This window comes from Amycolatopsis sp. A1MSW2902 (genome assembly GCF_017312175.1).
Classification (GTDB): domain Bacteria; phylum Actinomycetota; class Actinomycetes; order Mycobacteriales; family Pseudonocardiaceae; genus Amycolatopsis; species Amycolatopsis nivea.
Window position 1 is genome coordinate 2,258,168 of record NZ_QJPO01000001.1, and the last position, 24,916, is coordinate 2,283,083.

Below are 24,916 nucleotides of genomic sequence, written 5' to 3' on the forward strand. Positions count from 1 at the left end.
AAATCAGGAAACGGGCTCTTCCGGGGTGACCGGCGGCTGGGCGGGGATCGACTTCGCGGGTTCCCAGAGTTCGGCGGGCTCCAGAGGGTGCGTGACTTCGCCCTCGACCGCGTCCACTGGCTTTTGCGAGCGGACGAAGACGGTCGATTCTGTCGGCTGTAGCGGGTTCACGACCTTGTGCTGAACCGGGCGTCCGATGGACAGGTGCTTCAAGCGCGGTTCCTCGTCAGGCAACGGCTCCTGGCCGCGATCCGGAATCCGGGCCCGGACGCTCTTCGCGGCGGTCCAGCCGCCGTCTTCGGCTTCCGGGGATTTGCCCAGCACTCTGTTTTGGATTCGCACGCCGCGCCGGTACTCGGTCGGAGGGGCGTCCGAACCGCCGCCGGGGTCGGACTTGGTGACCTTCTCGTGCAGGTCGGTGAAGTTCTTGAACAGGGCGTTCGACCCGTCGAAAGCACCCTGGTCGGCCTCGCGGAACGACGTCGCCATGTCGCCGATCGCGTCGCGGGTCGCCTCCACCGCCAGTGCCCACGCGTTGATGCCGTTGTAGATCTCGGCCGCCGACTGGATGTGGGTTTTGGAGAATTCGTTGCCGTTCTTGTCATTCCCGGCCGCGTCCTGGATCCGGCTGGGGTTTGCCAGGCTTTGCACCCGCTGGGCCAGCGTGCGCAGTTCGGCGCTCTTGCCGTCGAAGCCGTCGCGGCCTCCGTCCAGGCCGTCGGCGTCGACGAAAAATTGGTCGGTCACGGCAGGTTCCCTTCGTCGAATCCCGGCACCCGCGCCGAGAACAGGACGTTGACGTCCACTTTTCCGCTCATCAAATCCTCCGCGGAAATGCCCGGCGGCAGCATGGGGGCCATCATTTCCGCGGCCGCGGCGACGGATTTCTGCCGGGCGGCGGAGACGGTCTGCACGATCACCGAGGCCAGTTCGGCGGGAGCCATGCGTTTGTACGCGCTGGTGGGAAAGGAAAGTTCGGTCAATTCGCCGGTACGGCCGACGGTCGCGGTCACCTCGCGGCGAGCGGAAGTGACAGTGCTGGTGGCGGTTTCGACGTCCTGGCGGGCTTGGTCGAAATGGTCGCGCTGGTGCTGGTAAGCCGCCATCGCGTCCTCGAGCATCTTTTCGTAGTGCGTGCTCATCGGGTCTCCTCCCGAGGGGTCAGCCGACCGAGGCGAGGCCGGGCCCGAGGGCCATGGCACCGGTGTCGGGCGGGCGGATGCCGCGCAGGTCGGCGGCGGCGAGCGTGCGGGACGCGGCGGCGGCCGACAGCGTGCGGGCCAGTTCGTGCGCGGCGTAGGCGGTGTGGTCGGACGCAGCGGACAACTCGTGGGCGAGGGCGTCGCGGACGTCGTCGGGGACCTCGTGGCCGCGGCGGACCAGCAACCGTACGGCGATCTCGGCGAGTTCGTCCACTGTGTACTCGCCGAGTTGCCAGCCGTACGGCAACGCGTCGCGCAGGGTGGGCAGTTGCGCGAGCAGTTCGCCGACGCGGTCGCTTTCGCCGGTGAACACCACGACCGGGTCGGCGGGGCGGCGGGCGATCATTTCGGACAGCGCCTCCAGGGCTTCGATACCAGGGGTGTGCGGCGAGGTGTCCCAGTCGCCGTCCAGGTCGACGACCAGGGTGCCGCCGGAAGCGTCCTCCACGGCGGCCCGGACGAGGTGTTCGGCTTGGCCGGGCCATTGCGGGGAAAGCTCTTCGGCGAGGTTGCGGTGCACCAGCTGTCCCATCGGGGCCATGCCGAATTCGGAGAGGATTTGCGCGTACAGTTTCGCGTACTCCGACCGTCCGGTGCCGCGTTTGCCGCTGATCACCAGGTTGGCCTGGTGGCCGAGCGGCTGGCGTTCGTGGATGAGCCGGCCGAGTTTGAGCAGCAGCCGTTCGGCGTTCTCTCGCACCGATTTCTGACCGACCAAGCCGCTGAGGCGTTTCCAGCCCGCGCTGGTCGAAACTGCGGCGGCGGGATCGGCGGTGACCGAAACCGTTGACTTCGCGGCCGAAGGCAGTTGCGCCAGCTCGGCCTGAAGATCGTCGGCGGTGAGGCGGTTCAGCTCGATGTCTTTGGACGGCGGGTAAAGCGCCAGCCGCGACGCCTGGTTGTTCACCATCGCCTCGAACAGCTTGCGCGCGACCCGACCGTTGCCGAACGTCGAGTTCTTCGGCACCCGTTCGAAATACTCGCGCAGCGCGGCGAGCGCGTCGTCGGTCATTTCGTAGTAGTGCTTGCGGGTCAGACCGGTCGTGATGGTGACCAGTTCGTCGACGCTGTAGTTCGGGAATTCGATGGTGCGCGTGAACCGCGAAGCGAGACCGGGGTTCGACTGCAGGAACTGTTCCATCTGCTCGGAATAGCCCGCGACGATCACCACCAGCGAATCGCGCTGGTCCTCCATGATCTTCATCAGCGCGTCGATGGCTTCCTGCCCGAAGTCCGGACCGGAACCGCCGGTCGGCGCGCTCAGCGTGTACGCCTCGTCGATGAACAGCACCCCGCCGACGGCCTTCTCGACGACCTCGGTCGTCTTGATCGCGGTGGACCCGATGTACTGGCCGACCAGGTCCTGGCGGGCCACCTCGATCATGTGCCCCTTCGACAGGATCCCGAGTTCGGCGAGCACCGTGCCGTACAGCCGGGCGACGGTCGTCTTGCCGGTGCCGGGCGGGCCCGCGAACACCAGATGCCGCGACATCGGCGGCATCGGCAGGCCCATCCGCTCGCGCATCTGCGACATCTTGATCAGGTTGATCAGGCCGGTGACTTCCTTCTTCACCCCGGCGAGCCCGACCAGCGCCTCCAGATCGCCCAGCGGGCCTTCGAGCACCTCTCCGGCAGCCTCGCTCACGGTCTGGTCGGCGGTCGCGAAGTCGCCCGGCGGACCGGCGGGCACCGGCTCCGCGGTCCGGGCGGAATCGGTGCTCAAGTTGTCCACGTCCGCGTGCTCGCCGCTCACGAGTTCGCCCGACGCGTCGTTGACCACGCAATCGCGGATGCTGACCGGCTCGGTGGTTTCCACGTGGAAGCCGTCCTCGCCCGCGCCGAGGATCTCGCATTCGGTGAACGACGCCTGAGCAGCGACGTACACGCCGTTGCCGCGCGCATTGCGCACCCGGCAGCGGGAAGCGGTCAGCGTCGTACCCACGGTGATTCCGTCCCCAGTGGAATCGATGATCTCGCAGTCCTGCAAGGATATTTCCGCAGTACCGCCAAGGTGCAGACCGCCGCCGCGCACCTGCACCGACTTCGCCGAGGACGGCGCGCCGCTAGCGAACGAGACTGCCTTGTCGGAGGTCGAATCGACTCGAAGGTCGGCCACGGTCAGCCGGGCGTCCTCGGTGACCTGCACCCCGGTTTCCCGGCCAGTGTCGATGGAGGCGTCCGCGAGGTCCAGGGTGGACTGTCCGGAAAGGACGATCCCGACGCCGCCGTCCGGCGTCATCCGAAGCCCGCCGACGGTCACCGCAGCGTCGGCGCTGACCGACATCGCGGTGTGCGTCGAGCCCCGCACGGTCGCGCGCTCGAACCGCGGCCGCGCCTGATCGTCGACCAGGATTGTGACCGGTGAGCCTTCAAAAGTGCAGTCCACGAACTGCGGCGCGGCGGCTCCAGTGGCCTGCACCGCGTTCGCACCTGCCCCGGCGAACAAGCACTCGCGCAGCAACGGCTCGGCGGACGCGGCGATGTGCGCGGCCTGCATCGGCGCCGACCGGAACTGCGACGACGCAACGGAAACCCGGCCCTTGCTGGTCACGTACAGGTCGACATTCGCGCTGTCCCGCACAGTCAGCCCGGTGATCGTCGCGCGCCCTTGCTGCTCCACGACCATCGCCGGTTTCTGCGCGCCGACGATCTCGCACTGCTCGACAATCGCGACCGCTTCGCCGTTGACGCACACCCCGTTGCCCGCCGCGCCCCGCACCACGCAGCGGCGCAGCAGCACCGAACCGGTCTCGGCCACCACAACGCCGGACGACGCGGCGTCGACGATCTCAGTGTCCTCAATGGCCGATTGCACCGGCGACGCGACCACGACCCCGGCACCGCCGGTGCTCGTCACCGTGCAGCCCCGCAGCGCGAGCGAACCCTCCAACCGGGCCAGCAGCGTCGCCCACGAGGTCCCGGACAGCCGGCAGCCGTCCAGCGCCGCCTCGCCGCGCACGACGTCCACCGTGACCAGCTGGTCGTCGACGCCGGTGAGGACGAACCCGCTGAGCTGCACCGCCTCGGCGTTCGCGACGAGCACGCTCCCGGTGTTCGCCACGATTTCCACGGTGCCCGCGCCCTGTTCGGCCACCAGCGACACCATCCGGTCCACCACGAGGTTTTCCTCGTACCGGCCGGGGTGCACGCTGATCGTCGCCCCCGGCTGCGCCTGCGCCAGCGCCGCGCCGATGGTTCCGAAGGCACCCGGCCGGTCGCTGCCGACCACGAGCAGCTGTCGGTTCATCGTCTCCGCCTCTCCGCACTCACGCCAGGCCCGGGAGCGCCCCGAACCGCTCCGCGGCCTGCTCGTCCATCACGGTCCGGACCAGGTCCTCGCCCGCTTCCGCCCACGTCTGCACCGTCTGCCGGAGCGAATTCATGGCCAGCTCGTCCAGCGAAGCCCGGTCGTTCGCCACCCGTCCGGTCTCGTCGATCTCGCTCGCGGTCAGCTCCCGCAGCAGCACCGCGCCGCGCGCACCGGCGGCCGGTTTGCGCGTTTCCAGCACCTTGAAGCTGGTCCCCGGCACGAACAGGACGCGGTTTTCGACGCCGCTCTCGCTCGGTTCCAGCAATTTGGTGCGCCGTCCGGTGATCGACCACACCAGCACGTCCGTCTCCCCGTCCACTGTGGACGACGGTTGGGTCAGCGCGTTGAGGAAACCCCATTCGGTCAGCACTTTCCGCCCGTCCAGCAGCGGCCACGCGGACGGCGGCAGCTCGGTGGCGAAGGTCGCCGGGCCGCGGTGCGAGGGCAGCCTGCTCAGCCCCGCCACGACGCACCGGGCGACCGGGACGTGCGGGCCGTTCGCGCCGCGCCGCAGTCCCGCGTCGATCGTCGATCCCTTGGGGGACAAGTAAAGCTGCACCGCCACCGCGTCGGTCAGCACCTCGGCCGAGGACGACGTCGACAGCACGCCCTGGAATCCCGGGTGCTCGGACAGGATCCGCGCGACGGTGTTCGACATCAGGCCGTATTCCGCGCCGAGCGATTTACGGAGCCACTGGCGTTCCTTGTCGGCACCGCGTTTGGGCAGCAGTGCGGTCGATTCCGCACCGGGGGTTTCCTGGAAACGCAACTCTGCCGGGGCTTTCGCCGGTTTCGGCGCGGGCTCCGCTTTGGCCGCGGGTTCCGGATGGTCCGAAGTGGACGCCGGAGTCGCGGGCTTGGCGACCGGTGGTTCGACGGGCTTGGCCGGTGCGACGTCGGCCGGGGCGAGGTGCGTGAGCGGCTTCGCGGCCGGAGGAGCGGCGGAGACCTTGACCGGGGGCTCGGCGGGAGTTTCCGCCGGAGCAGCGACCGGAGCAGCAACGGGAGGAACCGGAGCAGCGATCGCCCCGGGAACCTCCGTCGGCGCGGCAATACCCAACGCCGCCGGAGCCGCCGGCAGATAAGCCGCCGGAGCAGGCGCAGCCACCACCGGCACCGGATGTCCGGACTCGATCGCGTCCAACGCCCGCGCCACCACCCGCGGCCGAGCACGCTCCGCGAGCAGCGCCGCAGCAGGCAGCACCCGGCTCATCCGGCGAGTCTGCTCGTCCAGCCGCGCCAGCAAATCCTCCGCCAGCAACCGCATCCGCGAGGCCGAGCCCTCGTCCGCCGCGTCAAAGGTCAGATTGTGCACCGCGGCGTCGAGGCCGATCTCGCGGATCGCGGCCGACGAAGGACCGTCCTGCGGCGGACGCACCAACAGGCCGGACTGCACGACCTCGACCACCGCGTCCGGCGAGTACCAGTACACCGCCGGAGAGACCTGGTCGAGCCCGTGGATCGGCGGACGGTGCGACAGCAGCTGAGGCAAGACGGAAGCCGAGCCCGGTTCGTAGCCGAGTTCGGTGGTGAACGGACGCCAGCCGAGCCGTCCGTCGTACAGCACCGTCCGCAGGGTCGGCAGCTGTGGCGAACCGACCGGGACGCCAGCGTAGAACGCGACCGGCTTGCCGAGCAGATCGGCCAGCGCCTGCCCGATCGAGGCCTCGCCGGGCACCTGCATCGGGCCGTACTGGACGAACCGCGCCTTGGCCCGCACCTTCTCCGGCAGCTGCACCCACAGCCGGGCCGCGTCGTCCAGCGCCAGCGGCGGGCAGCCGGGGCAGCCCAGCACGATCGTCATGGTGTCGTGCTGGGCGGGCATCCGGGAGATCAGTGCGCGGCGGTGGTGCCGCTGGGGCGCGTCGAAGCCGACCGGACGGACCCATAAGCCGCCCGGCAGCGGTTCGGCGACGCCGCGCGAACTCGTCGGGGTGAGCTCGGCGGCGATCCCGGAATCCCATGCCGGGCGCGGGAACCGCTTCGCCTCCCACGTCGGCGGACGGCCCGGCCGGAACCGCACCCAGCCCCCGCCGCGCCCGGCGTGGACGAACAGCGCGCCGCCCGCGCTCGGGATCACCGACCCGTCCGGCGCGAGCACCGGGCGGTTGATCCGCTCGGCCAGCCACTGCCCGGCCAGCGCGGTGGTCTCGCGCGAACGGCCGCCGATCACCAGCCGCACGCCGCGGCGGCGCCGGGGGAGCGCCTTGGCGACCGATTCCCACATCGTGATCGGCGAATCCACCGGCAGGTCGACGACCACCAGGTCGTGGTCGGGATCGGCGGCGACGCCGAGCGCGAGCGACTGCGCCTCGCCGGTCATCCCCTCCGCGAGGTGCACGACCAGCGCGTTGCCCACGGTCTTCTTCTCCAAAGCGCCGTCGTCGCGCCGGATCAGCGAGAGTTCCATGGCTGTCCTCCTTCCGCTCAGGCTCGGCGGCCGACGGCGGGCGCCGCCCCGCCGGTGTGGTGCGCGATCAGCCCGTACACGAAGAACCCGACCGCGATCAGCAGTCCGAGGACGAGCCCGACCAGCAGGCCCACCCAGGCCCGCCGGGCGGGCACGTCGAGGTGGCTCGCGTCGCCGAGCACCAGCGCCGACGTCATCCGCCCGATCAGGAACGAATACGCCTCGACGTGGTCCTTCTGCGTCTGCACCATGGCACCTCTCCTTCGCTTATTCGGTGAGCCCGACAGCCCACGCGTAGACGCCGAACAGCTGCAGCAGGATCGGGATCATCGCCACCGCGCTCAGCGTTTCCAGCCAGTTCGCCAGATGCCCCCAGATCGGCAGCAGCCGCCGCGGCGGCGGGCGCAGCATCGCCAGCAGGAGCAGGAAGAACACCAGGCACAGCCCGGCGAGGCAGGCGCCCCGCCACTGCACGGGCAGCGGCTGGATCAGCGCCAGCCCGAGCAGCACCAGGCCGACCGCGCCGGCGACGGCGAGCGGAACCCGCTGCCACACGCCCAGCAGCGCCCGCGACCGCATCAGCACCGCCGCGGACACCAGCCCGCCGAGAAGGGCCGGGAACAGCCCGTGGCCGACCAGGAACGGGAAGCAGCCGACGAAAACGGCCGTGGCGGCGAGGCAGGCGATGGTGAGGTAGCCGTCGGCGTACCCGGTCTGGTGCACCATCTGCGCGGCCGGCATCGGCTCGATGTCGTACTGCAGTTCGCCGGCCGAACGCGGCAGTTGCGGACCGCGGATGCGCGCGAACCGGATGCCGATCCGCGGCGCGAACACCATCAGCCCGACCAGCACGAACGACACCAGGCCGGCCGCCTGCTCGGTGGTGAACCCGGCGCCGAGGTGCAGCCACAGCGAGATCGCCCCGGCCAGCCCGGTCGCGACCACCGCGCCGAACGGCACGAACGGGATGGCGTGCGACCAGGCGGCCCGTCCGCCGAGCACCAGACCGCCGGCCAGCGCGAAGGCCAGGCAACCGGTCAGGATCGGCGTGCCTTGGAGGTCGAACGCCGGCTCGAGCCCGGCCACCGCGACCGCGCCCGCGAGGAACGCGAACCCGCACCCGCCGAGCCCGAGCAGGGTCAGCAGGGCTTTGTCGTCCGAACGCACCCCGGTCGCCACGGCCGCGACGAGCAGCCCGAGCGACACCACGCCGCCGCCGATCGCGCTCAGCCCGGACGAACCCGGGTAGAGCAGCACCTTGGCCAGCACGACGAGGGAGAAGATCGCGAACCCGAGGAACAGGCCGCGGTTGAACTCGGGGCGCCAGCGGCCGGGATGGCGGCTCACCGCGGTGGCCATGCCGTCCGCGATGTCGTCGAAGTCCAGTTCCGGCAACGGATCCGCGCGAGGGCGCAGGTGGAACTCCTCGCCCTCCTTCCAGTCCAGCGACTCCGGCGTGCCGGACGCGTCGAGCGGTTCCTCGCCGAGCCGCTGCAGCACCCAGGCCTCGCCGAGGTCGTCGCGGCCGCCGGTGTGCTCCAGCAGCACCGGCAGCAGGCTGGTCAGCGGGACGGACATCGGCACCGCCAGATCCGCCCTGCCCTGCGGCCCGTACACGGTGATCCGGCACAGTTCGCCGGTCGACGCGGTCATCGCACGCCTCCTTCGGTCGTCGCGAGCGGGGACCAGCCCTCGCCGGCCCGTTCTTCTTCCGCGATCGCGGTCTGCACGAGCTTCACGCCGCGGCGGGTGACCAGCTGCGCGCGTCCGGCGGGCAGCGGGCGCGGCGCCGCCTCGCCGAGGAATTTGCCCTCCTCCTTGGGGTAGGAGAACACCACGCCCGGGCTGCCGAGCTCCCAGATCCGGCGGACCACCGAGTCGCTCAGCGCCCGCATCGCGCCCGAGGTGCTGCGGCTGAGGATCAGGTGGAACCCGATGTAGGAACCCTGCGACAGCAAGGACAACAGCGGTTCGAGCGGCGAGCCCATGCCGCTGGTCAGCAGCTGGTAGTCGTCGACCACGAAGAACAGCCGCGGGCCGGTCCACCAGTCGCGGCGCTTGAGCCGGTCCGCGGTGATGGTCTGGTCCGGCACCCGCGGAGTGAGCGAAACGCTGGCCTGCTGCGCCAATTCCTGCAGGGCCTCGGTGGTGGTCGCGTACCCGACGCGGTAGGCCTCGGGCACTTCGGCGTCCAGCTGACGGCTCGGGTCGGCCAGCACGATCTTCGCCTCGCTCGGCGAGTAGCGCGTCAGGACCGACCGCAGGACGACCCGCAGCAGGTTCGTCTTGCCGGTTTCGTTGTCGCCGAAGGCAAGCAGGTGCGGAGTGGCCGCGAAATCGTGCCACACCGGCAGCAGCCGCTGCTCGTCCTGGCCGAGCGCGATCCGCAGGTCGCCGTCCGGCGCGGGCAGCTGGGCCATCGGCAGTTTCGCGGGCAGCAGCCGCACCGCCGGGGCCGGCGCGCCCGGCCAGAACAGGTGGACCTCCTCGGCGACCGCCTTGGCCGCCGCGGCGAGGTCGTCGGTGTTCCCGCTGCCGTCCATCCGCGGCAGCCCGGCCAGGAAATGGAGTCCGTCCGGGGTCAGGCCGCGACCCGGCTGGTTCGGCACCGTTTTCGCCTTGCGCGAGCCGATTTCCGACTCCATCGGGTCGCCGAGCCGCAGCTCGAACCGCGTCTGCAGCAGGTCGCGCAGGTACGGCCGGATCTCCGACCAGCGGGTCGCGCCGATCACCACGTGCACGCCGAAGGACAGGCCGCGCGAGGCCAGTTCGCCGATCTTCTGTTCCAGGTCGCTGTAGTCGTTCTTGAGGCTGTACCAGCCGTCGACCACCAGGAACACGTCGCCGAACGGATCCTCGATCTGGCCCTTCCGGCGCAACGCGCGGTAAGCGTCCATGGATTCGATGCCGTGCTCGGAGAACAGCGTCTCGCGGCCTTCCATGACCTGCGAGATTTCCTCGATGGTCCGGACGACGCGGTCGCGCTCGAGGCGGGTGGCGACCGAACCGACGTGCGGCAGCCCGGACAGCGACATGATCCCGCCGCCGCCGAAGTCCAGCCCGTAGAACTGGACCTCCTGCGGGGTGTGCGTCATCGCCAGCGCCAGCACGAGCGTGCGCAGGAGCGTCGACTTGCCGGTCTTCGGCCCGCCGACCACCGCGACGTGCCCGGCCGCCGACGACAGGTCGGCCGTCAGCAGTTCGCGAACCTGCTCGAACGGCCGGTCGATCATCCCCATCGGCACCCGGAGCTTGCCCCAGTGCGCCGGGTCGGCCACGGCCATGCCGCGCACCGGGTCCGGCGTGACGCTCGGCAGCAGCGAGTCCAGGCTCGGCGATTCGGCCAGCGGCGGCAGCCACACCTGGCGCGCTGCCGGGCCCGCGCCGGTCAGCCGGTCGATGAACGCGTCGGCGAGCGTCGGCCCGCCCGGCACGGCGGCTTCGAGAGCGTCCACATCGGACTGTTTCTCGGCCGGTTCCGGTTCGTCGTCGCGGATGATCAGCTTGGCGGGCCGGGCCTCGGTGCGGAACGGGACGACCTCGCGGCTCACGCGCGCGGCGTCCACGTGCGTTTCGCCGTTGCCCGCGGGGACCGGACCGGAGACGTAAGCGGCCTTGAACCGCACCAGGTTCGTGGTGTCGATCTTCAGGTAGCCGTTGCCCGGTTCCGGCGGCAGCTCGTAGGCGCTGCCCGCGCCGATCACGCTGCGGGACTCCATCGAGGAGAAGGTGCGCAGCGCGATCCGGTACGACAGGTGGCCTTCGACGCGGTGGATGCGGCCCTCGTCCAGCCGCTGCGAGGCGAGCAGCAGGTGCACGCCGAGGCTGCGGCCCAGCCGTCCGACCGAGACGAACAGCTCCATGAACTCCGGCTTGGCGCTCAGCAGTTCGGAGAACTCGTCGACCACCAGGAACAGCGTCGGCATCGGAGCCAGCTGTTCGCCGGCCGCGCGCGCCTTTTCGTATTCGTACAGCGACGGGTAGCCGCTCGCGCGCAGTTGTTCCTGCCGCCGCACCATTTCGCCGTTGAGCGAGTCCTGCATGCGGTCGACCAGCGGCAGTTCGTCGGCGAGGTTGGTGATCGTCGCCGAGGTGTGCGGCAGCCGGTCCATGCCGAGGAACGTCGCGCCGCCCTTGAAGTCGACGAGCACGAAGTTGAGGATCTCCGACGAATGCGTCGCGGCCAGCCCGAGCACGAGCGTGCGCAGCAGCTCCGACTTGCCCGAACCGGTCGCGCCGATCAGCATCCCGTGCGGGCCCATCCCGCCCTGCGCGGATTCCTTCAGGTCCAGCTCGACGATCTCGCCGTCCTCGGTCACGCCGATCGGCACCGACATCCGGGCCCGCTGCGCCGACCTCGGCCGCCACTGGCCCGGGATGTCGAAGGTGTGCACGTCCTTGATGCCGAGCAGGGCGGTCAGGCCGAAATCGCTTTCCAGCGGCTGGTCGGCGATCTCGAGGGTGCCGCTGGTCCTTTTCGGGGCGAGCAGCCGGGCGAGCCCTTCGACCTGGGTCACCGACAGCTCGTCGCGGGTCGCCGATCCGACGCCGCTTCCCGCCGGGAACTCGACTAGATCGTCCTTGGTGGTCAGCCGCAGGACCTTGGGGCCGCCCGGGAGCGTGCCGGTGACGTCGAGCAGGACGACGTTGCGCAGTCCCGCGCCGACCAGCCGCGAGGACTCCGGGATCGTCGCCAGGTGCGCGACGACCACCACGAACGGTTCGGTCGTCGTCGGCCCGACGGTCTTGTCGTGGTCGTCGCGGTCGGCGACGTCCGGGCCGAGGAGGTCCATCAGCTCGTCGTGGTCGGCGGCGAGCAGCCGGAGCGGGCCCGCCGCGTCGCGCAGGGTCGGATGGTTGTTGTGCGGCAACCACTTCACCCAGTCCCACTGCGCCTGCGCGGCTTCCGTGGTGAGCACCGCGAGCCGCAGCTCGTCCGGCGAGTGGAAGGCGACCAGCTGCGCGAGCATCGCCCGGACCAGCCCGACGGCCGCGTCCGGATCGCCGTCGAACTCGACGCTGGTGAAGCTGCGCAGCCCCACCGCGGTCGGGATGCCCGACAGCGTGCGGTAGGTCTCGGTGAACCGGCGCAGCGAAATCGCCGACAGCGGTTCGAGGTCCTCGATCGGCTTGGTCACCGGCGGCACCAGTTCGAGCGCCGACTGCTGCGTGCCGAGCCCGATCCGCACCCGCGCGAAGTCCTCGTGGCTGATCCGGCGCTCCCACAGCCGCGGCCCCATCGCGAGCGACCACAGCGAGTCCGGGGACGGGTTGTTCCAGGCCACCGCGTGCCGCTGGTCCTCCGCGGTCGAACGGGCCCGCTCGCGGACTTGCCCGATGTAGCGCAGGTAGTCCCGCCGCTCGGCCTGCATCTTGCGCTTGCGCTCGGCGGCCGCGCGGGACAGCTGCCCGAGGCTCATCGCGATCATGGACACGCCCATGCCGCCGCCGATCACGTAGGTGAACGGCGAACTGCCCGCGACTCCGGAGAACGCCAGCACCATCACCAGCGACCCGATGGCCATCGGCAGCATCATCAGCAGCGAGTTGAAATCGCGCGCCGCCGGTTCCGCCATGACGGGCGGTTCCTGCAGTTCTTCTTGCCCCTCGGGCATTTCCGGACCCGCCGCGCGCGGGCCCCGCTTGACGGTTTCCGTACTCATTCGAGCACCCCCGGAGAGCTGCGGTGCCTGCCCCAGGCTGAATCGTCCTGCCGGAGCAGGTCGGCCATGGTGCGTTCCTCTTCTTCCTCGGTCTCTTCGTCCGCCTCGTCGGCTTCGGGCTCCAGGGGTTCTGGTGCGTCGCCGCAGGTGGGCAGCTCGTCAGGCAGGATTTCGGCCGGTCCGCCGCGGACCCGCTGGTAGGTCCCGAGCGCTTCGTCGGGCCGCCACGGTTCGTCGGTGCGCTGGACGTGGTCGGTGGTGATCTCCTCGGCCCGGTCTTCCGCTGGCGTGGTGACCGGCAGGAGAGCGGGGAGGAAGTCGGCGGTGCCTACGTCCCAGGCGGAGATGTCCTCGTGGTCGAGGGGTTGGACCACGGCAATCCGCACGCTCTCGTCTTCGGGGGTTGCTGCGGTTCCCCAGCCGGTGTTCGCCGGAGTGTCCACAGTGGACTGCGGCAGCCAGGATTGCGGGGCCTCGCTCAGCATTTCGGCCGTGTCGGGACGTTCGGCTGGGGGCTTTGTGCTGTTGCCTGGGGCGTTCAGCGGGACTATCGGGATGGCGGCTCCCGGGGTTTGGTTCGCCCCGTCGGCTGTGGTGCTCGGGGCGCTGGGGTTCCCGACGCCGCCGGGTTGCCAGTTGTTTGCCCAGTCGGCGGAGGTGCTGGGGGCGCTGGGGTTCGCGATGCCGACGGGTGTGGCGGGTTGCTGGTCGTTTGCCCAGCTGGTTGCGGTGCTGGGCGGGGTTTCGCCTTGTGCGCTGGGGTTTCCGATGCCGACCGGTGTGGCTGGCGTCCAGGGTTGCCGGACGTCGCCGAGGAGTCCGGCGGAGTCGGGTCGTTCGGCGGCGGGCGTGTTCGCTCCGCTGCCCGCATTGCCGGGCGGGACCATCGGCATGCCCGGTCCTTGGGCTTGCTTCGCCCAGTCGGCCGTGCTCGGGGCGCTGGGATTGCCGACGCCGCCGGGTTGCTGGTCGTTTGCCCAACCGGCTGTGGTGTTCGGGGCGCTGGGGTTCGCGATGTCGACGGGTGTGGCGGGTTGCTGGTCGTTTGCCCAACCGGCTGTGGTGCTCGGGGCGCTGGGGTTCCCGACGCCGCCGGGTTGCCGGTCGTTTGCCCAGCTGGTTGAGGCGCTGGGCAGGGTTTCGCCTTGCGCACTCGGATTTCCGATGCCCACCGGCGTGCTTGCTGCCCACGGTTCTTGGACGTCACCGAGCATCCCGGCGGAGTCGGGTCGTTCGGCGGCGGGCGTGTTCGCTCCGCCACCGGCACCGCCCGGCGGGACCATCGGCATGCCAGGCCCTTGAGGCTGCTGGTTCTTCGCCCAGTCCGCCGCTGCGCTCGGCGGGGTATCCCCGAACGCGCTCGGGTCGCCGACGCCGCCGGGTAGGTCGGCCGTCCACGGCTCCTGCACGTTGCCGAGCAGTCCAGCCGAATCCGGACGTTCCGCGGCAGGGGTGTTCAGCCCGCTGCCGCCGCCCGGCGGCACCATCGGCGGGGTTCCGCCGCCGGAGGCCTGCTCGTGGTTGCTGACGGAGTCGGGCAGTTTCGGCAGGTTGCTTTCGCCGAGGCCTTTCACTCCCGGCTCGGCCGGTTCCTCGCCGCCGGGACCGCCGATGGCAGCTGGCGGCGGGGCCCATTCGGCCGAGCTGAGCGGGGGTGTGTCGCCGTGTGCGTCGGGGTTGCCGATGCCCTCTGGCGGAGCGCTTACCCACGGTTTCTTGATGTTGCCGAGCAGTCCGGAGGAGTCCGGGCGTTCGGCGGAGGGCGTGTTCAAGCCGCTGCCGCCGCCCATTCCGCCTGGCGGGACCATCGGTGGCGTTCCCGAAGCCGGAAGCTGTTGCTGCTCGTGGTTGCTGACCGGATCTGGCATCTTCGGCAGGTTGCTCTCGCCGAGCCCCTTCACTCCGGGCCCGGTCGGTTCCTCGCCGCCCAGACCGTTGACGCCCGGACCGCCGACGGCAGCTGGCGGCGGGGCCCATTCGGCCGAGCTGAGCGGGGGTGTGTCGCCGTGGGCGTCGGGGTTGCCGATCCCGTCCGGGGGAGCGCCTACCCACGGTTTCTTGATGTTGCCGAGCAATCCAGACGAGTCCGGACGTTCGGCGGAGGGCGTGTTCAAGCCGCTGCCGCCGCCCATGCCGCCCGGCGGGATCATCGGCGGGGTTCCGCCGCCGGGGACCTGCTCGTGGTTGCCGACCGGGTCCGGGATCTTCGGCAGATCGCTCTCGCCGAGGCCCTTGATCGCGCCCGGACCGGAGTCGCCAGGGCCGCCGACGCCATCGCCGGGGCCGCCGAGACCGTTGGTGCTGGGTCCGCCGACGCCTCCGCTCGCGCCAGGAGGCGGAGCCCACTTGGCCGAGCTGAGCGGCGGGGTGTCGCCGTGTGCGTCGGGGTTGCCGATGCCGTCCGGGGGAGGGCTCACCCACGGTTTCTTGATGTTGCCGAGCAGCCCGGACGAGTCCGGACGTTCCGCCGACGGCGGGTTCAGCCCACCGCCGCCGCCCATGCCGCCCGGCGGCATCATCGGGATGCCGCTGCCGCCCGGCGTCTGGTTGCCCGGCGGGGTGTTGAGGCCCGGCGGCAGATGCGCCGGGTTGAGCGCGTTGTTCGCCAGGTTGCCGCCGGCATCGCCCGGCGGAGCGGGGATCGAAGGCGGGTTCACGTGCCCGGATCCGCCGGAACTGCCCGGCGGAGCGGGGATCGAAGGCGGGTTCACATGCCCCGACCCGCCCGAGCTGCCCGGCGGAGCCGGGATCGAAGGCGGATTGACGTTCCCGCCCAGGTTGTTGCCCGAGGCCCCGGGCGGCGGCGGGATCGACGGCGACTTGAGGTTGTTCCCTCCCGTCGAATCGCCCGGCGGCGCGGGAATGGCCGGCGGCTTGACCGACGGCTGCTTCACGTTGTTCCCGCCGACCCCGTTGGGCGGCGGCGGAATGGAGGCAGCGTTCACCGGCGGCGGCGTGCCGTTGCCCCCGGGACCGTTGAGGTCGCCGGGCGGAGGCGGCACCATCGCGTTCTTGATCGGCGGCGGCACGTTGTTCCCGCCGGGACCGTTCACGTCCCCGGGCGGAGGCGGCACCATCGCGTTCTTGATCGGCGGCGGCACATTGCTCCCGCCAGGACCGTTCACGCCGTTCGGCGGCGGCGGAATCGCGGCCTTGTTCACCGGCGGCGGTGGAGTGCCGTTGCCACCGCCCGGCGGCGGGGACACCGGCGGCGGTTTCGGGGTCGGCGGCGGCTGCGTCACCGGAGGCGGCGGCGGAGAAGCCGGCGGCGGGGGAGGAGGAGTCACCGGCGGCGGAGGCGGCGGCGGTGTGGGCGGTGGCGGCGGAGCAGGCGGTGGCGGGGGAGGCTTGGGCGTGTTGACGTCACCGCCGCCGGGGGTCGGCGGCGGGGTCGTCTTGCCCGCGTTGACGTGCACGGTGTTGTACTTCTGCGCGAGCTGCCCGCCCACCTTGCGCATGTCGTTGGTCATCATCTCGACGGCCTCGGGGAACTGCGAGATGTACGCGCGCCCGTCGCTGAGGTGGTACTTGCTGCCCTGGGCGAGGACCTGGCTGGCGTAATAGCTGTCGATGTAGCGGATCGTGTCCTGCGCCCACTTGAGATAGGCCGCGGAATTGACGAGGTTCGTCGGCACGTTGTTCGACCCGCCGCCGTCGCCGATCCGGTCGGCCAGATCGGAGAACTTGTTGCCCAGCGCGGTCATCATGTCTTTGAACTTCGTCGCGGCGTCGCCCTTCCACGGACCGTCGGGTCCGGCGAGGGCGGCGGTCTGGTCCTGAATGGACTGAGCGACCATCGCGAGGTTCTGCTGCGTCTCCTGAAACACCCCGGCCGCGTCCTGAAGCGACTGCCAGTTGACGTTGCCGTAGGCCTTGTCCCGGTTGTCCTGGCCGCCCGACAGCGAACCGCCGCCGAGGATCGCCGCTTCGATCTGCTTCCACGTCAGGCCGTCGAAATCCTTCGACGGGTCACCAGTGGTGTTCTGGTTGCCGGTCTGCGTGGTGTCGGGCCAGACCCCGTTGTCGTCCGAGGTGAACCCGTGGGTGTTGTTGTCGTCCGCCATCTTCCCTCGATCGCTTCGAACCCGGAGAGACCGCCGCCCGTCCGGTCAGGGTTTCTGACCGGCGCCGGTGATGTGCCCGCTGACGGTGTTGAAGTACTGGTTGTAGTCGTCGGCGGACATCTTGTTGACCTCGTCGGCGTTGTCGTACGCCTTCGAGGCCTTGTTCACCGCGTCCGCGACCTCGTCGAGCGCCTTGCAGAGGTCGTGGATCGCCGTGCGGGTGGTGTCCCGCAGCGCGTTCGTGCCCTGGATCGGCGTGAAGATCTTGCTCTGCGCCGTCAGGAACACGCCGGGCTTGAGCTGGATGCCGTCGAGTTTCGCCGGCAGGTCCTTCAGCGGCCCGTCCGCGAGCGCCTGCATGTTCTTCGCGAACGTGCGCATCGCCTCGGTGTTGACCGCGGTGACGCCCCTGCCCGGATGCTCGGAACCGCCCGGCACCGGCGGCGGCTTGCCGACGTCGCCCGGCGGGATCCACTCGTTCTTCACGTCCGGCGGGGTCTGGTCGCCCGGACTGTGGAACTTCCCGTCGTCCGAGGTCTTCTGATGGGTGTGCGAATCGTTGTTCATCCCGTAGTTCGTGTCACCTGGCGCGACCATGGCCGTTCACCCTCCTTTCTGGTCAGTTGCGGCGAGGCGGCGGCGTCAGTTGGCGGCGAACCGCTTGGCGTTGTTGCCCTCGGTGTTCGAGGTGCCCTCGTTGATCTGGCCGAGGGTCTGCGCGGCGGCGTCGAGCGCCTGCGGCAGCGTGAGCGCCGCCTGGTGGCAGTAGTTGTAGGTCTCGTGGAACATGTCCGCCGCGACGCCGGTCCAGTTTTCGCGCTGGCCCTCGATGACGGCCTTCATCTGGTCCAGCAGCTCGGTGATCTGGTTGGACTGCTGCTTCGCCTGCCCGACGGTGTCCTGCATGGTGGCGAAGCTGATCTGGAACTGGCCCAAAGCCATGGGAATGTCCTTTCGTGGGAAGGAAGGGGATCAGAAGCCCTGCAGACCGCCGCCGCCGATGACCGTCGCGGCGTTGTGGGCGGTGGAGGTGTTGTCCGAGTCCCGGCTGTCGTACTCGCTCGCCGAGGTCTGCACGTTCTGCGCGAGCTCGTCCAGCTTCTGCACGATCTTGCGGACCGTCTGGTCGAACTGGCCCATCGCCTGGTTGAACACGTTCGCCGAGTCCGACCGCCAGGTGCCGAACAGCGTCTGCATGGTGCCGTCGACCTTCTGGTTCACCCCGGTGATGTTCTGCCCGGTGTCGCTGATCGTCTGCGCGCCCTTGCGCATGACGCTGGTGTCGACGCGGGCGCCGTCCTGCGAAGCCATGCTTTCTCCTCTGGTCGGGTTCTCCGGATATGACGGACTGGCATGCCAGACCGCCGATGTCGCCGCGGATGCCCTTCGTTCGGCCGATACGACAGAGCACGGGGAGACTGCGGACTTACGGTAAGCGCCGGTCTACGGGTTGTCGCCGCGTTGTTCCCTTCTGAACACCAGTGCGCGGACGGCGGGGCAAGGGGCTCCTCCACCCGGGGGGCGCGGGCAGTGGCAACGTCTTCCGCTGGACCTGGTTACGCGCGATTGCCCGTTCAGGCACCGCCGTTGCCCTGGTTCGCCGTTCGCGCTCATGCGAGCGGGAATCGCGAGCGGACTTGCGCGGTCCTCTGTGGACGGACGCCGCCTCCGCGATCAGCCGCGAAGGGCCCCTGGAGGTGCGGGGCCGCTGCGGATTGCCCGTTCAGGCACTGGCTGCTGCCCGCGTTCGCGGTTCGCGCTCATGCGAGCGGAAATCGCGGGCGGACTTGCGGTGTCCGTTGTGCACGGACGCCGCCGACCGTCCGTGCGGGGAACCCGCGAGAATCAGGGTTCCCCGCACGGCGGTCAGTACTTGAGCGTGAAGGCGAAGTCGCCGGAGAGCTTGCCGCTCAGCCGGACTCCCGACACAACCTTCCCTTCGGCGAGCAACCGCTCGACCTCAGCCCGGGACAGGCCGCAGCCCTCGGCGATGAGCCGAACCGGGCGGACCGGGATCCGGGCCGCGAAGCCGACCGAGACGTCGATCGCGTCCTGGTCCAAGTGGTCCGGACCACCGGTGTCGAGCCGCCAGCCGCCGTTCCAGTCGAGCGCGACGCGGTTGCGCCGTCGCAGGACCGGGTCCTGGAGCAGTTCGGCGGCGAGGCCGGGATCGTTGTGGTGCAAGCGGTCCAGCAGATCCGGCCGGACCGAGCGCACCTTCGCCCGTTCGAACACGGTGAGTTTCGCCGTTTCCCCGCAACCGGTGCAGAGCACGAGAAGCCAGGCGTCGACGAGTTTGTGGTTGGCGTTGACCCGGAACTTGCCGTCCGCCCGGAAAAGCCCGGACGAGCACGTATGGCAGCGCCGCCGGACGAGCGGCAGGCAAGTGGGCAGGACTGTCCAGTGAAAGAGCACAGGAGTACACCGATTCCAGTGAGAATTCCGCAGCACGAAGAAGCGCGACGCTCGAACGCGGCGCGCGACGGGATCAGAGCTTGGGATGCCTCACGCGATGTACAACGGCACGTCCTCGCCTAGCCGACACTGGTCGGGCGACAGTAGCCGCGGACGCGGGCGCGGCTCCACCGGATTTTCCGTCAGCCCGGCTCCGGCGCGCTCGTGTACTCGACATACAGCGGACTGGCCAGCACCACCCGGGTCGGCGGGGTGCGTTCCTCCCGGGTGAAATGGGCCGGGGTGTTCGTGACGGCCAGATCGGCCGTCAGGCGCGCGTACCCCGCCATCCAGCCCGCCAGTTCGGGCGGCGTCCGCCGGTCCAGGTCCCCGAGCAGGAAGTGCAGCGCCTGAGAGAAGGACTTCCCGGTCAGCTCGTCGAGGAAATCCGCCATCCCGCCGCTGTGCGAGATCGGCAGCCCGATCATTTCGGCGGGCGGTGGCGTGCGCGTGCCGACCAGATGCTCCGGCGAACCGTGCAGGAGCAGCCGGGGCTCGTCGCCGTTCGCGGGCTCCCAGAAAAGCAGCGCGGCCGACTGTCCGCCGTGGCTTCCGCCGTGCACGACGCGGTAGTTCAGCCGCGCCTCGAACTGCACCCATTGCCCGGGGACCAGCTCGTCGTCGGTGTACCACCGCGCGGAGGTCCCGATCTTCCGGACCGCCCGGTCGAGCCCCGGATGGGCGGCCCGGCCGGACAGGTGCACGCGAAGCTCGACGCCCGGGACCTTCCCGGCGACCTCCGACGCCCGGGCCAGGTGCTTGTCCAGCCCCTGGCTCTCGAACTGGCTGAGCTTGGCCTCGGAGACGTACACCAGTTCCCGCATGGGAACCGATCCTGGCGGGCCCGGAGGCACCCGGTCAACGTCAGCCGACCGCCGCCAGTTCTCCCGGCTCCTGCGCGGCCTCCTGCCGGGCGTACCGGCGCGCCATCGCCGCGCACACGATCAGCTGAATCTGGTGGAACAGCATCAGCGGCAGCACGATCAGCCCGACCTCGGCGTGCCCGAACAGCACCGTCGCCATCGGCAGGCCGCTCGCCAGGCTCTTCTTCGAACCGCAGAACATGATCGTGATCCGGTCCGCGCGGGCGAACCCGAGCAGCCGCGCGCCGCCGCTCGTCGCGGCGAGCACCGCCGCCAGCAGGACGCAGCAGACCGCGACCAGCGCCAGCAGCGGGCCGACGTCCAGCTGGTGCCAGATCCCCTCGGTCATCCCCTCGCTGAACGCGGTGTAGACCACCAGCAGGATCGAACCGCGGTCGACGATCTTGAGCGGCGCGGAATGCCGCTGCACCCATCCGCCGATCCAGCGGCGTGCCAGCTGCCCGGCGACGAACGGCACCAGCAGCTGCAGCACGATGTCCAGCACCGCCGAACCGCTCACGCCCGGTCCGTCGGTGGCCAGCAGCAGCGCGACGAGCAGCGGCGTCAGCACGATGCCGAGCAGATTGGACAGCGACGCGCTGCAGATCGCCGCGGCGACGTTGCCCTTCGCGATCGAGGTGAACGCGATCGACGACTGGACGGTCGAGGGCAGCAGGCAGAGGAACAGCACGCCGGTGTACAGCGGCGAGGTCAGCAGCCTGGGGGAGAGGAACGACGCGGCGAGCCCCAGCAACGGGAAGAGCACGAAAGTGGCGCAGAGCACCGTGACGTGCAACCGCCAGTGCCGCATCCCTTCGACCGCTTCCTGGCTGGAAAGCCTTGCGCCGTAAAGGAAGAACAGCAGACCGACCGCGATCTTCGTCACCACGCCGAATCCGGTCGCGACCGCGCCGGAGGCGGGCAGCAGCGAGGCGATGCCCACGGTGACGAGGATCAGGGCGATGAACGGGTCGATCCGCAGCTTGGCGAGCAAGGCCGAGACGGGGCGGGCGAACGAAGCGAGCACGGTGGATCTCCTTTCCCGGTCATTCTCCCGTCGCCGACGGTCATTCGGAACCCCGATGACCGTACTGACTGTCATTGTGAAAGCCGATAAGATGTGACGCATGCTGGATCCGCGGTTGTGCCGTTCTTTCCTTGCCGTGGCGGAAACTCGCAGCTTCACGGCGGCGGCGAGGCGTCTCGGTGTGGGGCAGCCCACAATCAGCCAGCACATCCGGCGGCTCGAGTCCGAGGCTGGCGGATTGCTGTTCGCCCGGGACACGCACGCGGTCGACCTGACCGCGCGCGGGCAGGCGATGCTCGGGTTCGCGCAGACCATTGTGGACACCGAGGACCGCGCGGCCCGGCATTTCCGCGGCGCGCAGGTGCGCGGCCGGGTCCGGTTCGGGGTGTCGGAGGACTTCGCGCTCGGCGAGCTGCCGGACATCCTGCGGCGGCTGCGGGAAAGCCATCCGCTGGTGGACGTCGAACTGCACGTGGAATTGTCCGATGTGCTCGCCCGCCGGATCGCCGACGGCCGCCTCGACCTGGTGCTCGGCAAACGCCGCCCGGGCGCGCCCGGCCCGGGACGGCTGCTGCGCCGCGAACCCCTGGTGTGGATCGGCTCGGCGGCGACGGACCTCACGCCCGGCCATCCGGTGCCGCTCGTGCAGTACCCGATGCCGTCGGTCACCCGGCAGCTGGCGGTGGAAACGCTGGAGCGCGCCGGGCTGGAATGGCGGGCGGCCTGCCAGACCTCGAGCCTGACCGGCCTGCGCGCGGCGGCGGCCGCCGGGCTCGGGATTACCGTGCACGCGCGGAGCCTGGTGCCGTCCGACCTGGTCGAATTGCCCGCCGAACTCGGCCTGCCGGATCCGGGCGACGTCGATTTCATCCTGCTGTCGCGCGACGGCAGCGAGGGCCCGGTGGCGGCGCTGGCGGAGTTCGTGGTGGCGCGGATCGGGTCAGCGGCGTCGTTCGAGGGCTGAGCGGAGCCGCAGCAGCGCGCGGTGTTGCGCCACCCGTACCGCGCCCGGAGTGGAGTCGACCGCTTCGGCCGCTTCGTCGGCAGAGAGCCCGACTACTATGCGCAGCAACACAATCTCCCGCTGTCGCTCCGGCAGCAACTGCAGCAGCCGAGCCAGCTGCCGGTTCAGCTCCGCGCGCAGCGCCCGTTCCTCCGGCCCGTCGGCCAGATCGACCGCCTCCGGCATCTCGGCCACCGTTTCGGTCCGGTTGCGCGCGTGCGCCCGGTGCGCGTCCGCCACTTTGTGCTGCGCGATCCCGTAAACGAAAGCCAGAAACGGCCGCCCCTGATGCCGGTAACCGGGCAACGCGGACAGCAACGCGAGGCAGACTTCCTGTGCCACGTCGTCCGCGGAGGAATATGCGTCGGCACCGCCGAGCCGGGCTCGGCAATAGCGCACGATCAACGGCTGCACCGCGGCGAGCAGGGCCTGCGCCGCGTCCGGATCGCCCTCGACCGCCGCGCGCACCGGGCCGTCGAAGCCGAACCGGCCGGCCGGGACGCGCGGCGCGGCCAAGGCGGTCGCCTCGGTTTTCACCCGGGTCAACGCTTCTTCGACGTCGAGCGCCGAGCGCAGCGCGTTGACCAGTGCGGCTTCGGCTTCGCGCAGCTCGGTCATCAGCGCCTCCTCGCGCCCGGCCAGGCCGAGCCGGTGCTTCAGCCGTTCCCGCGCGTGCCGCAGATTCGAGCGGACTGTGGTGCCCGCCATGCCGAGCGCGGAGGCGATCGCGGCGGGCGAAAACCCGTTGAGCGACCAGGTCAGCACCGTGCGCTGGGTTTCCGGCAGCGTCGAAAGCAGTTCGACCCCGCGCGCGTTCCGCTCCACGACCGAGGTCAGCCGGTCGCCCGGCGGGTCCGCGGACGGCGCGCCGCCGTCGAACCACGTCTGCTCGGCGGCGAGCCGGACGGCGGTCAGCCGCACCGCGACGCGCGGGTCGCCCGGCGGCGGCCACGTCCCGGTTTCCTGGACGAACGCCTCCACCGCCACCTCGCGCGCGGTGGCGGGGCCGAGCCCGCCCGCGCACAGGAACGCCACGAGGCGAGGGAATTCGCCCCGGAAGAAGCCGTCGAACCCCGCCACGCGCACCCCCTCCCGATCCCGCACTTGTCGAACAGGTGCGGTGGCGCGCCCGTGGGATGTAACGATCCGGTCACGGAAATGTGGTTAACTCCGGGGCGGGCGGGTACCTGGGTCGGACGGGCAGGCCGGCCTCGGACGCGGCGGAAGGGGGAAACGGTGCGCGGAAAAGGAAAACCCGGACTCTCCGGACCCGGAGAGCGCCCGGCGCGGGGGCCGTAGCACGTCCGCCGCCAACCGCGTCCGCGATGTGAGCTGAATCGAAATTTCGCGCGCGGGCGGTGATCGGTGGTAACTTGGAAAGCCGGTCGTCCGCCGGGTCCTTCGCGGCCCGGGGCGGTTCGGCCGAAAAGCCCACCGAACACCCTCCGAAGGCATGGCGTGCCCGTGCGCGCGGAGAAGTCGGTTGACCACGGTTCGACAATGAGGACAGGAGGTGAAAAGCAACAATGGAACTCACGGCCACCAGCTGGCTCGCCCGCGCGGCGTGCCAGGACGAGGACCCGGAACTGTTCTTCCCGATTTCCGACATGGGTCCGGGGGCGCAGCAGGTCGCGAAGGCCAAGGCGGTCTGCGCGCGATGCCCGGTCCGCGCGGAATGCCTTTCCTATGCTCTCGACAACGGTCTCGGCAACGGGATCTTCGGGGGAACTACCGAGCTGGAGCGCCGGAAGCTGGTGCGAACCGGCTCCGCCGCCGCACGGCATCGAGTCGCCTGACCGCGAGCCGGTGACCATTTCCCGGCGGCGAGGGCGCTAGCAGTTTCCCCCACCACGACCGGCCGCAAAGCCCGGAACTCGGTGGTTGCGCCCGGGCGGCGATCGCAGCACTTGCGGTCGCCGCCCGGGCGTTTTTTTATTCGTCGAACGTTTCGGCGAGTCCGTAAGGTGCCAATGCCGCCGTTTCGAACGCGGCCACCGCCGTGACCAGTCCGTTTCGCACGGTGAGGACGCTGACTCCGAAAGCGCGATAAACCGATTCGCCGGGCCGGCGCAGATAAGTCGCGACCGCGGGCTGCCGGTTCGCCCGCACCGGCGCCATCCGGAAACTGCCCCGGTAGTACGGCGACCGCGGATCGAAACTCGGTCCGAGCGCGCCGAGAATCCGATCGCGGCTGTCGAACCACAACGAGTACGGCGGCATCACCGCACGCGCGTCCTCGCTGAGCACCGCGGCCACCGCCTGCACGTCCGCCGATTCGTAGGCGGCGATGAACTTCCGCAGCAGCGCCGTTTCCTCGGCGGTCGTGCTGTCCGGAGCGGACCACTCGGCGCGCCGGGCGGGGAGCTTGGCGCGCAACGTCTCCCGGCCCCGTTGCAGCGCGCTGTTCGCCGAGGCCACCGAAGTGCCCAGCAGGTCGGCAGTGTCCTTTGCGGACCAATCGAGCACGTCGCGCAGGATCAGCGCGGCCCGCTGCCGCGGCGGGAGCAACTGGATGGCGGCGAGGAACGCCAGTTCGATGGTTTCCCGTTCGACGACCGCGGCGCCGGTGTCGTCCGGCGCCGCGGGGTCGAGCAGCAGATCGGGGAACGGGCTCAGCCACGGCACGTCGAGCGCGGAGATCTCGCCCGCCGGGTCGGCCGCCGGACCCAGTTCGTCCGGCAGCACCCGCCGCGGCCGCCGGGCGAGCGCGTCGAGGCAGACGTTCGTGGCGATCCGGTACAGCCACGTCCGCACGCTCGCCCGCCCGGCGAAGCCGGAGCGGCCTTTCCAGGCCCGGAGAAACGCCTCCTGCGTGAGGTCCTCGGCCTCTTCGAACGAACCGCTCATCCGGTAGCAGTGCACGCGGATCTCGCGCCGGTGCCGTTCGATCAGGGCGCCGAACTCCTCGTCGCTGGTCACC

At 70.4% G+C, this 24,916-nt stretch carries 18 protein-coding genes and 1 pseudogene; 2 read left to right on the forward strand and 17 right to left on the reverse strand.

Annotation, left to right across the window (positions count from 1 at the left end; genetic code table 11):
• Nucleotides 1-3: 3 nt before the first annotated feature.
• From DMP23_RS10255 to DMP23_RS10320, 14 genes are all read right to left on the reverse strand, one after another.
• Complete coding sequence (locus DMP23_RS10255) at nucleotides 4-747, reverse strand: hypothetical protein (protein ID WP_337820913.1); 744 nt, start codon at nucleotides 745-747, stop codon at nucleotides 4-6.
• On the reverse strand, nucleotides 744-1,142 hold the full coding sequence (locus DMP23_RS10260) for a YbaB/EbfC family nucleoid-associated protein (protein WP_337820914.1): 399 nt from the start codon (nucleotides 1,140-1,142) through the stop codon (nucleotides 744-746). The genes DMP23_RS10255 and DMP23_RS10260 overlap by 4 nt, the downstream gene beginning before the upstream one ends.
• 19 nt (nucleotides 1,143-1,161) lie before the next feature.
• On the reverse strand, nucleotides 1,162-4,449 hold the full coding sequence (locus DMP23_RS10265) for a right-handed parallel beta-helix repeat-containing protein (RefSeq protein WP_337820915.1): 3,288 nt from the start codon (nucleotides 4,447-4,449) through the stop codon (nucleotides 1,162-1,164).
• Nucleotides 4,450-4,468: 19 nt separating this feature from the next.
• The gene (locus DMP23_RS10270) at nucleotides 4,469-6,922 is read right to left on the reverse strand and encodes a hypothetical protein (protein WP_337820916.1); all 2,454 of its coding nucleotides are present in this window, start codon (nucleotides 6,920-6,922) and stop codon (nucleotides 4,469-4,471) included.
• A 17-nt stretch (nucleotides 6,923-6,939) separates the two neighbouring features.
• Nucleotides 6,940-7,173, reverse strand: a complete 234-nt coding sequence (locus DMP23_RS10275; RefSeq protein WP_037812626.1) for a type VII secretion protein EccB — start codon at nucleotides 7,171-7,173, stop codon at nucleotides 6,940-6,942.
• Between the two features lie 16 nt (nucleotides 7,174-7,189).
• A complete protein-coding gene (gene eccD, locus DMP23_RS10280; RefSeq protein WP_337820917.1) occupies nucleotides 7,190-8,575 on the reverse strand; it encodes a type VII secretion integral membrane protein EccD in 1,386 nt (461 codons plus the stop codon).
• The gene (eccCa, locus tag DMP23_RS10285) at nucleotides 8,572-12,585 is read right to left on the reverse strand and encodes a type VII secretion protein EccCa (protein WP_238605409.1); all 4,014 of its coding nucleotides are present in this window, start codon (nucleotides 12,583-12,585) and stop codon (nucleotides 8,572-8,574) included. Before eccCa ends, eccD begins: the two co-directional genes overlap by 4 nt.
• Nucleotides 12,582-16,649: a hypothetical protein gene (locus DMP23_RS10290; RefSeq protein ID WP_337820918.1), complete on the reverse strand. Its 4,068-nt coding sequence runs from the start codon at nucleotides 16,647-16,649 to the stop codon at nucleotides 12,582-12,584. Before DMP23_RS10290 ends, eccCa begins: the two co-directional genes overlap by 4 nt.
• Before the next feature lie 45 nt (nucleotides 16,650-16,694).
• Nucleotides 16,695-17,246, reverse strand: a complete 552-nt coding sequence (locus DMP23_RS10295) for a WXG100 family type VII secretion target (protein ID WP_037812616.1) — start codon at nucleotides 17,244-17,246, stop codon at nucleotides 16,695-16,697.
• Nucleotides 17,247-17,291: 45 nt separating this feature from the next.
• On the reverse strand, nucleotides 17,292-17,591 hold the full coding sequence (locus DMP23_RS10300) for a WXG100 family type VII secretion target (protein ID WP_037812613.1): 300 nt from the start codon (nucleotides 17,589-17,591) through the stop codon (nucleotides 17,292-17,294).
• A 30-nt stretch (nucleotides 17,592-17,621) separates the two neighbouring features.
• Complete coding sequence (locus DMP23_RS10305) at nucleotides 17,622-17,960, reverse strand: WXG100 family type VII secretion target (protein ID WP_037812610.1); 339 nt, start codon at nucleotides 17,958-17,960, stop codon at nucleotides 17,622-17,624.
• Nucleotides 17,961-18,515: 555 nt separating this feature from the next.
• A complete protein-coding gene (locus tag DMP23_RS10310; protein WP_337820919.1) occupies nucleotides 18,516-19,064 on the reverse strand; it encodes a DUF1062 domain-containing protein in 549 nt (182 codons plus the stop codon).
• A 182-nt stretch (nucleotides 19,065-19,246) separates the two neighbouring features.
• The gene (locus DMP23_RS10315; RefSeq protein WP_134666737.1) at nucleotides 19,247-19,927 is read right to left on the reverse strand and encodes an SAVMC3_10250 family protein; all 681 of its coding nucleotides are present in this window, start codon (nucleotides 19,925-19,927) and stop codon (nucleotides 19,247-19,249) included.
• Between the two features lie 40 nt (nucleotides 19,928-19,967).
• Nucleotides 19,968-20,993: a bile acid:sodium symporter family protein gene (locus tag DMP23_RS10320; RefSeq protein WP_337820920.1), complete on the reverse strand. Its 1,026-nt coding sequence runs from the start codon at nucleotides 20,991-20,993 to the stop codon at nucleotides 19,968-19,970.
• 100 nt (nucleotides 20,994-21,093) lie between these two features.
• Here DMP23_RS10320 and DMP23_RS10325 point away from each other — a divergent pair, with 100 nt between their 5' ends.
• Nucleotides 21,094-21,957: a LysR substrate-binding domain-containing protein gene (locus tag DMP23_RS10325; RefSeq protein ID WP_337820921.1), complete on the forward strand. Its 864-nt coding sequence runs from the start codon at nucleotides 21,094-21,096 to the stop codon at nucleotides 21,955-21,957.
• Here the strand turns inward: DMP23_RS10325 and shbA are convergent.
• Nucleotides 21,934-22,614 (reverse strand): RNA polymerase sigma factor ShbA, encoded by a 681-nt coding sequence (gene shbA, locus DMP23_RS10330; RefSeq protein ID WP_337824380.1) that lies wholly within the window; start codon nucleotides 22,612-22,614, stop codon nucleotides 21,934-21,936. The genes DMP23_RS10325 and shbA overlap by 24 nt on opposite strands.
• 51 nt (nucleotides 22,615-22,665) lie before the next feature.
• Nucleotides 22,666-23,100: pseudogene (locus tag DMP23_RS10335) on the reverse strand (RNA polymerase sigma factor); the annotation flags it as partial.
• A gap of 422 nt (nucleotides 23,101-23,522) precedes the next feature.
• Here DMP23_RS10335 and DMP23_RS10340 point away from each other — a divergent pair.
• Nucleotides 23,523-23,792 (forward strand): WhiB family transcriptional regulator, encoded by a 270-nt coding sequence (locus DMP23_RS10340; RefSeq protein WP_037812602.1) that lies wholly within the window; start codon nucleotides 23,523-23,525, stop codon nucleotides 23,790-23,792.
• A 136-nt stretch (nucleotides 23,793-23,928) separates the two neighbouring features.
• Here the strand turns inward: DMP23_RS10340 and DMP23_RS10345 are convergent, their stop codons facing one another.
• Nucleotides 23,929-24,915, reverse strand: a complete 987-nt coding sequence (locus DMP23_RS10345; RefSeq protein WP_337820922.1) for an RNA polymerase subunit sigma-70 — start codon at nucleotides 24,913-24,915, stop codon at nucleotides 23,929-23,931.
• Between the last annotated feature and the right edge of the window lies 1 nt (nucleotide 24,916).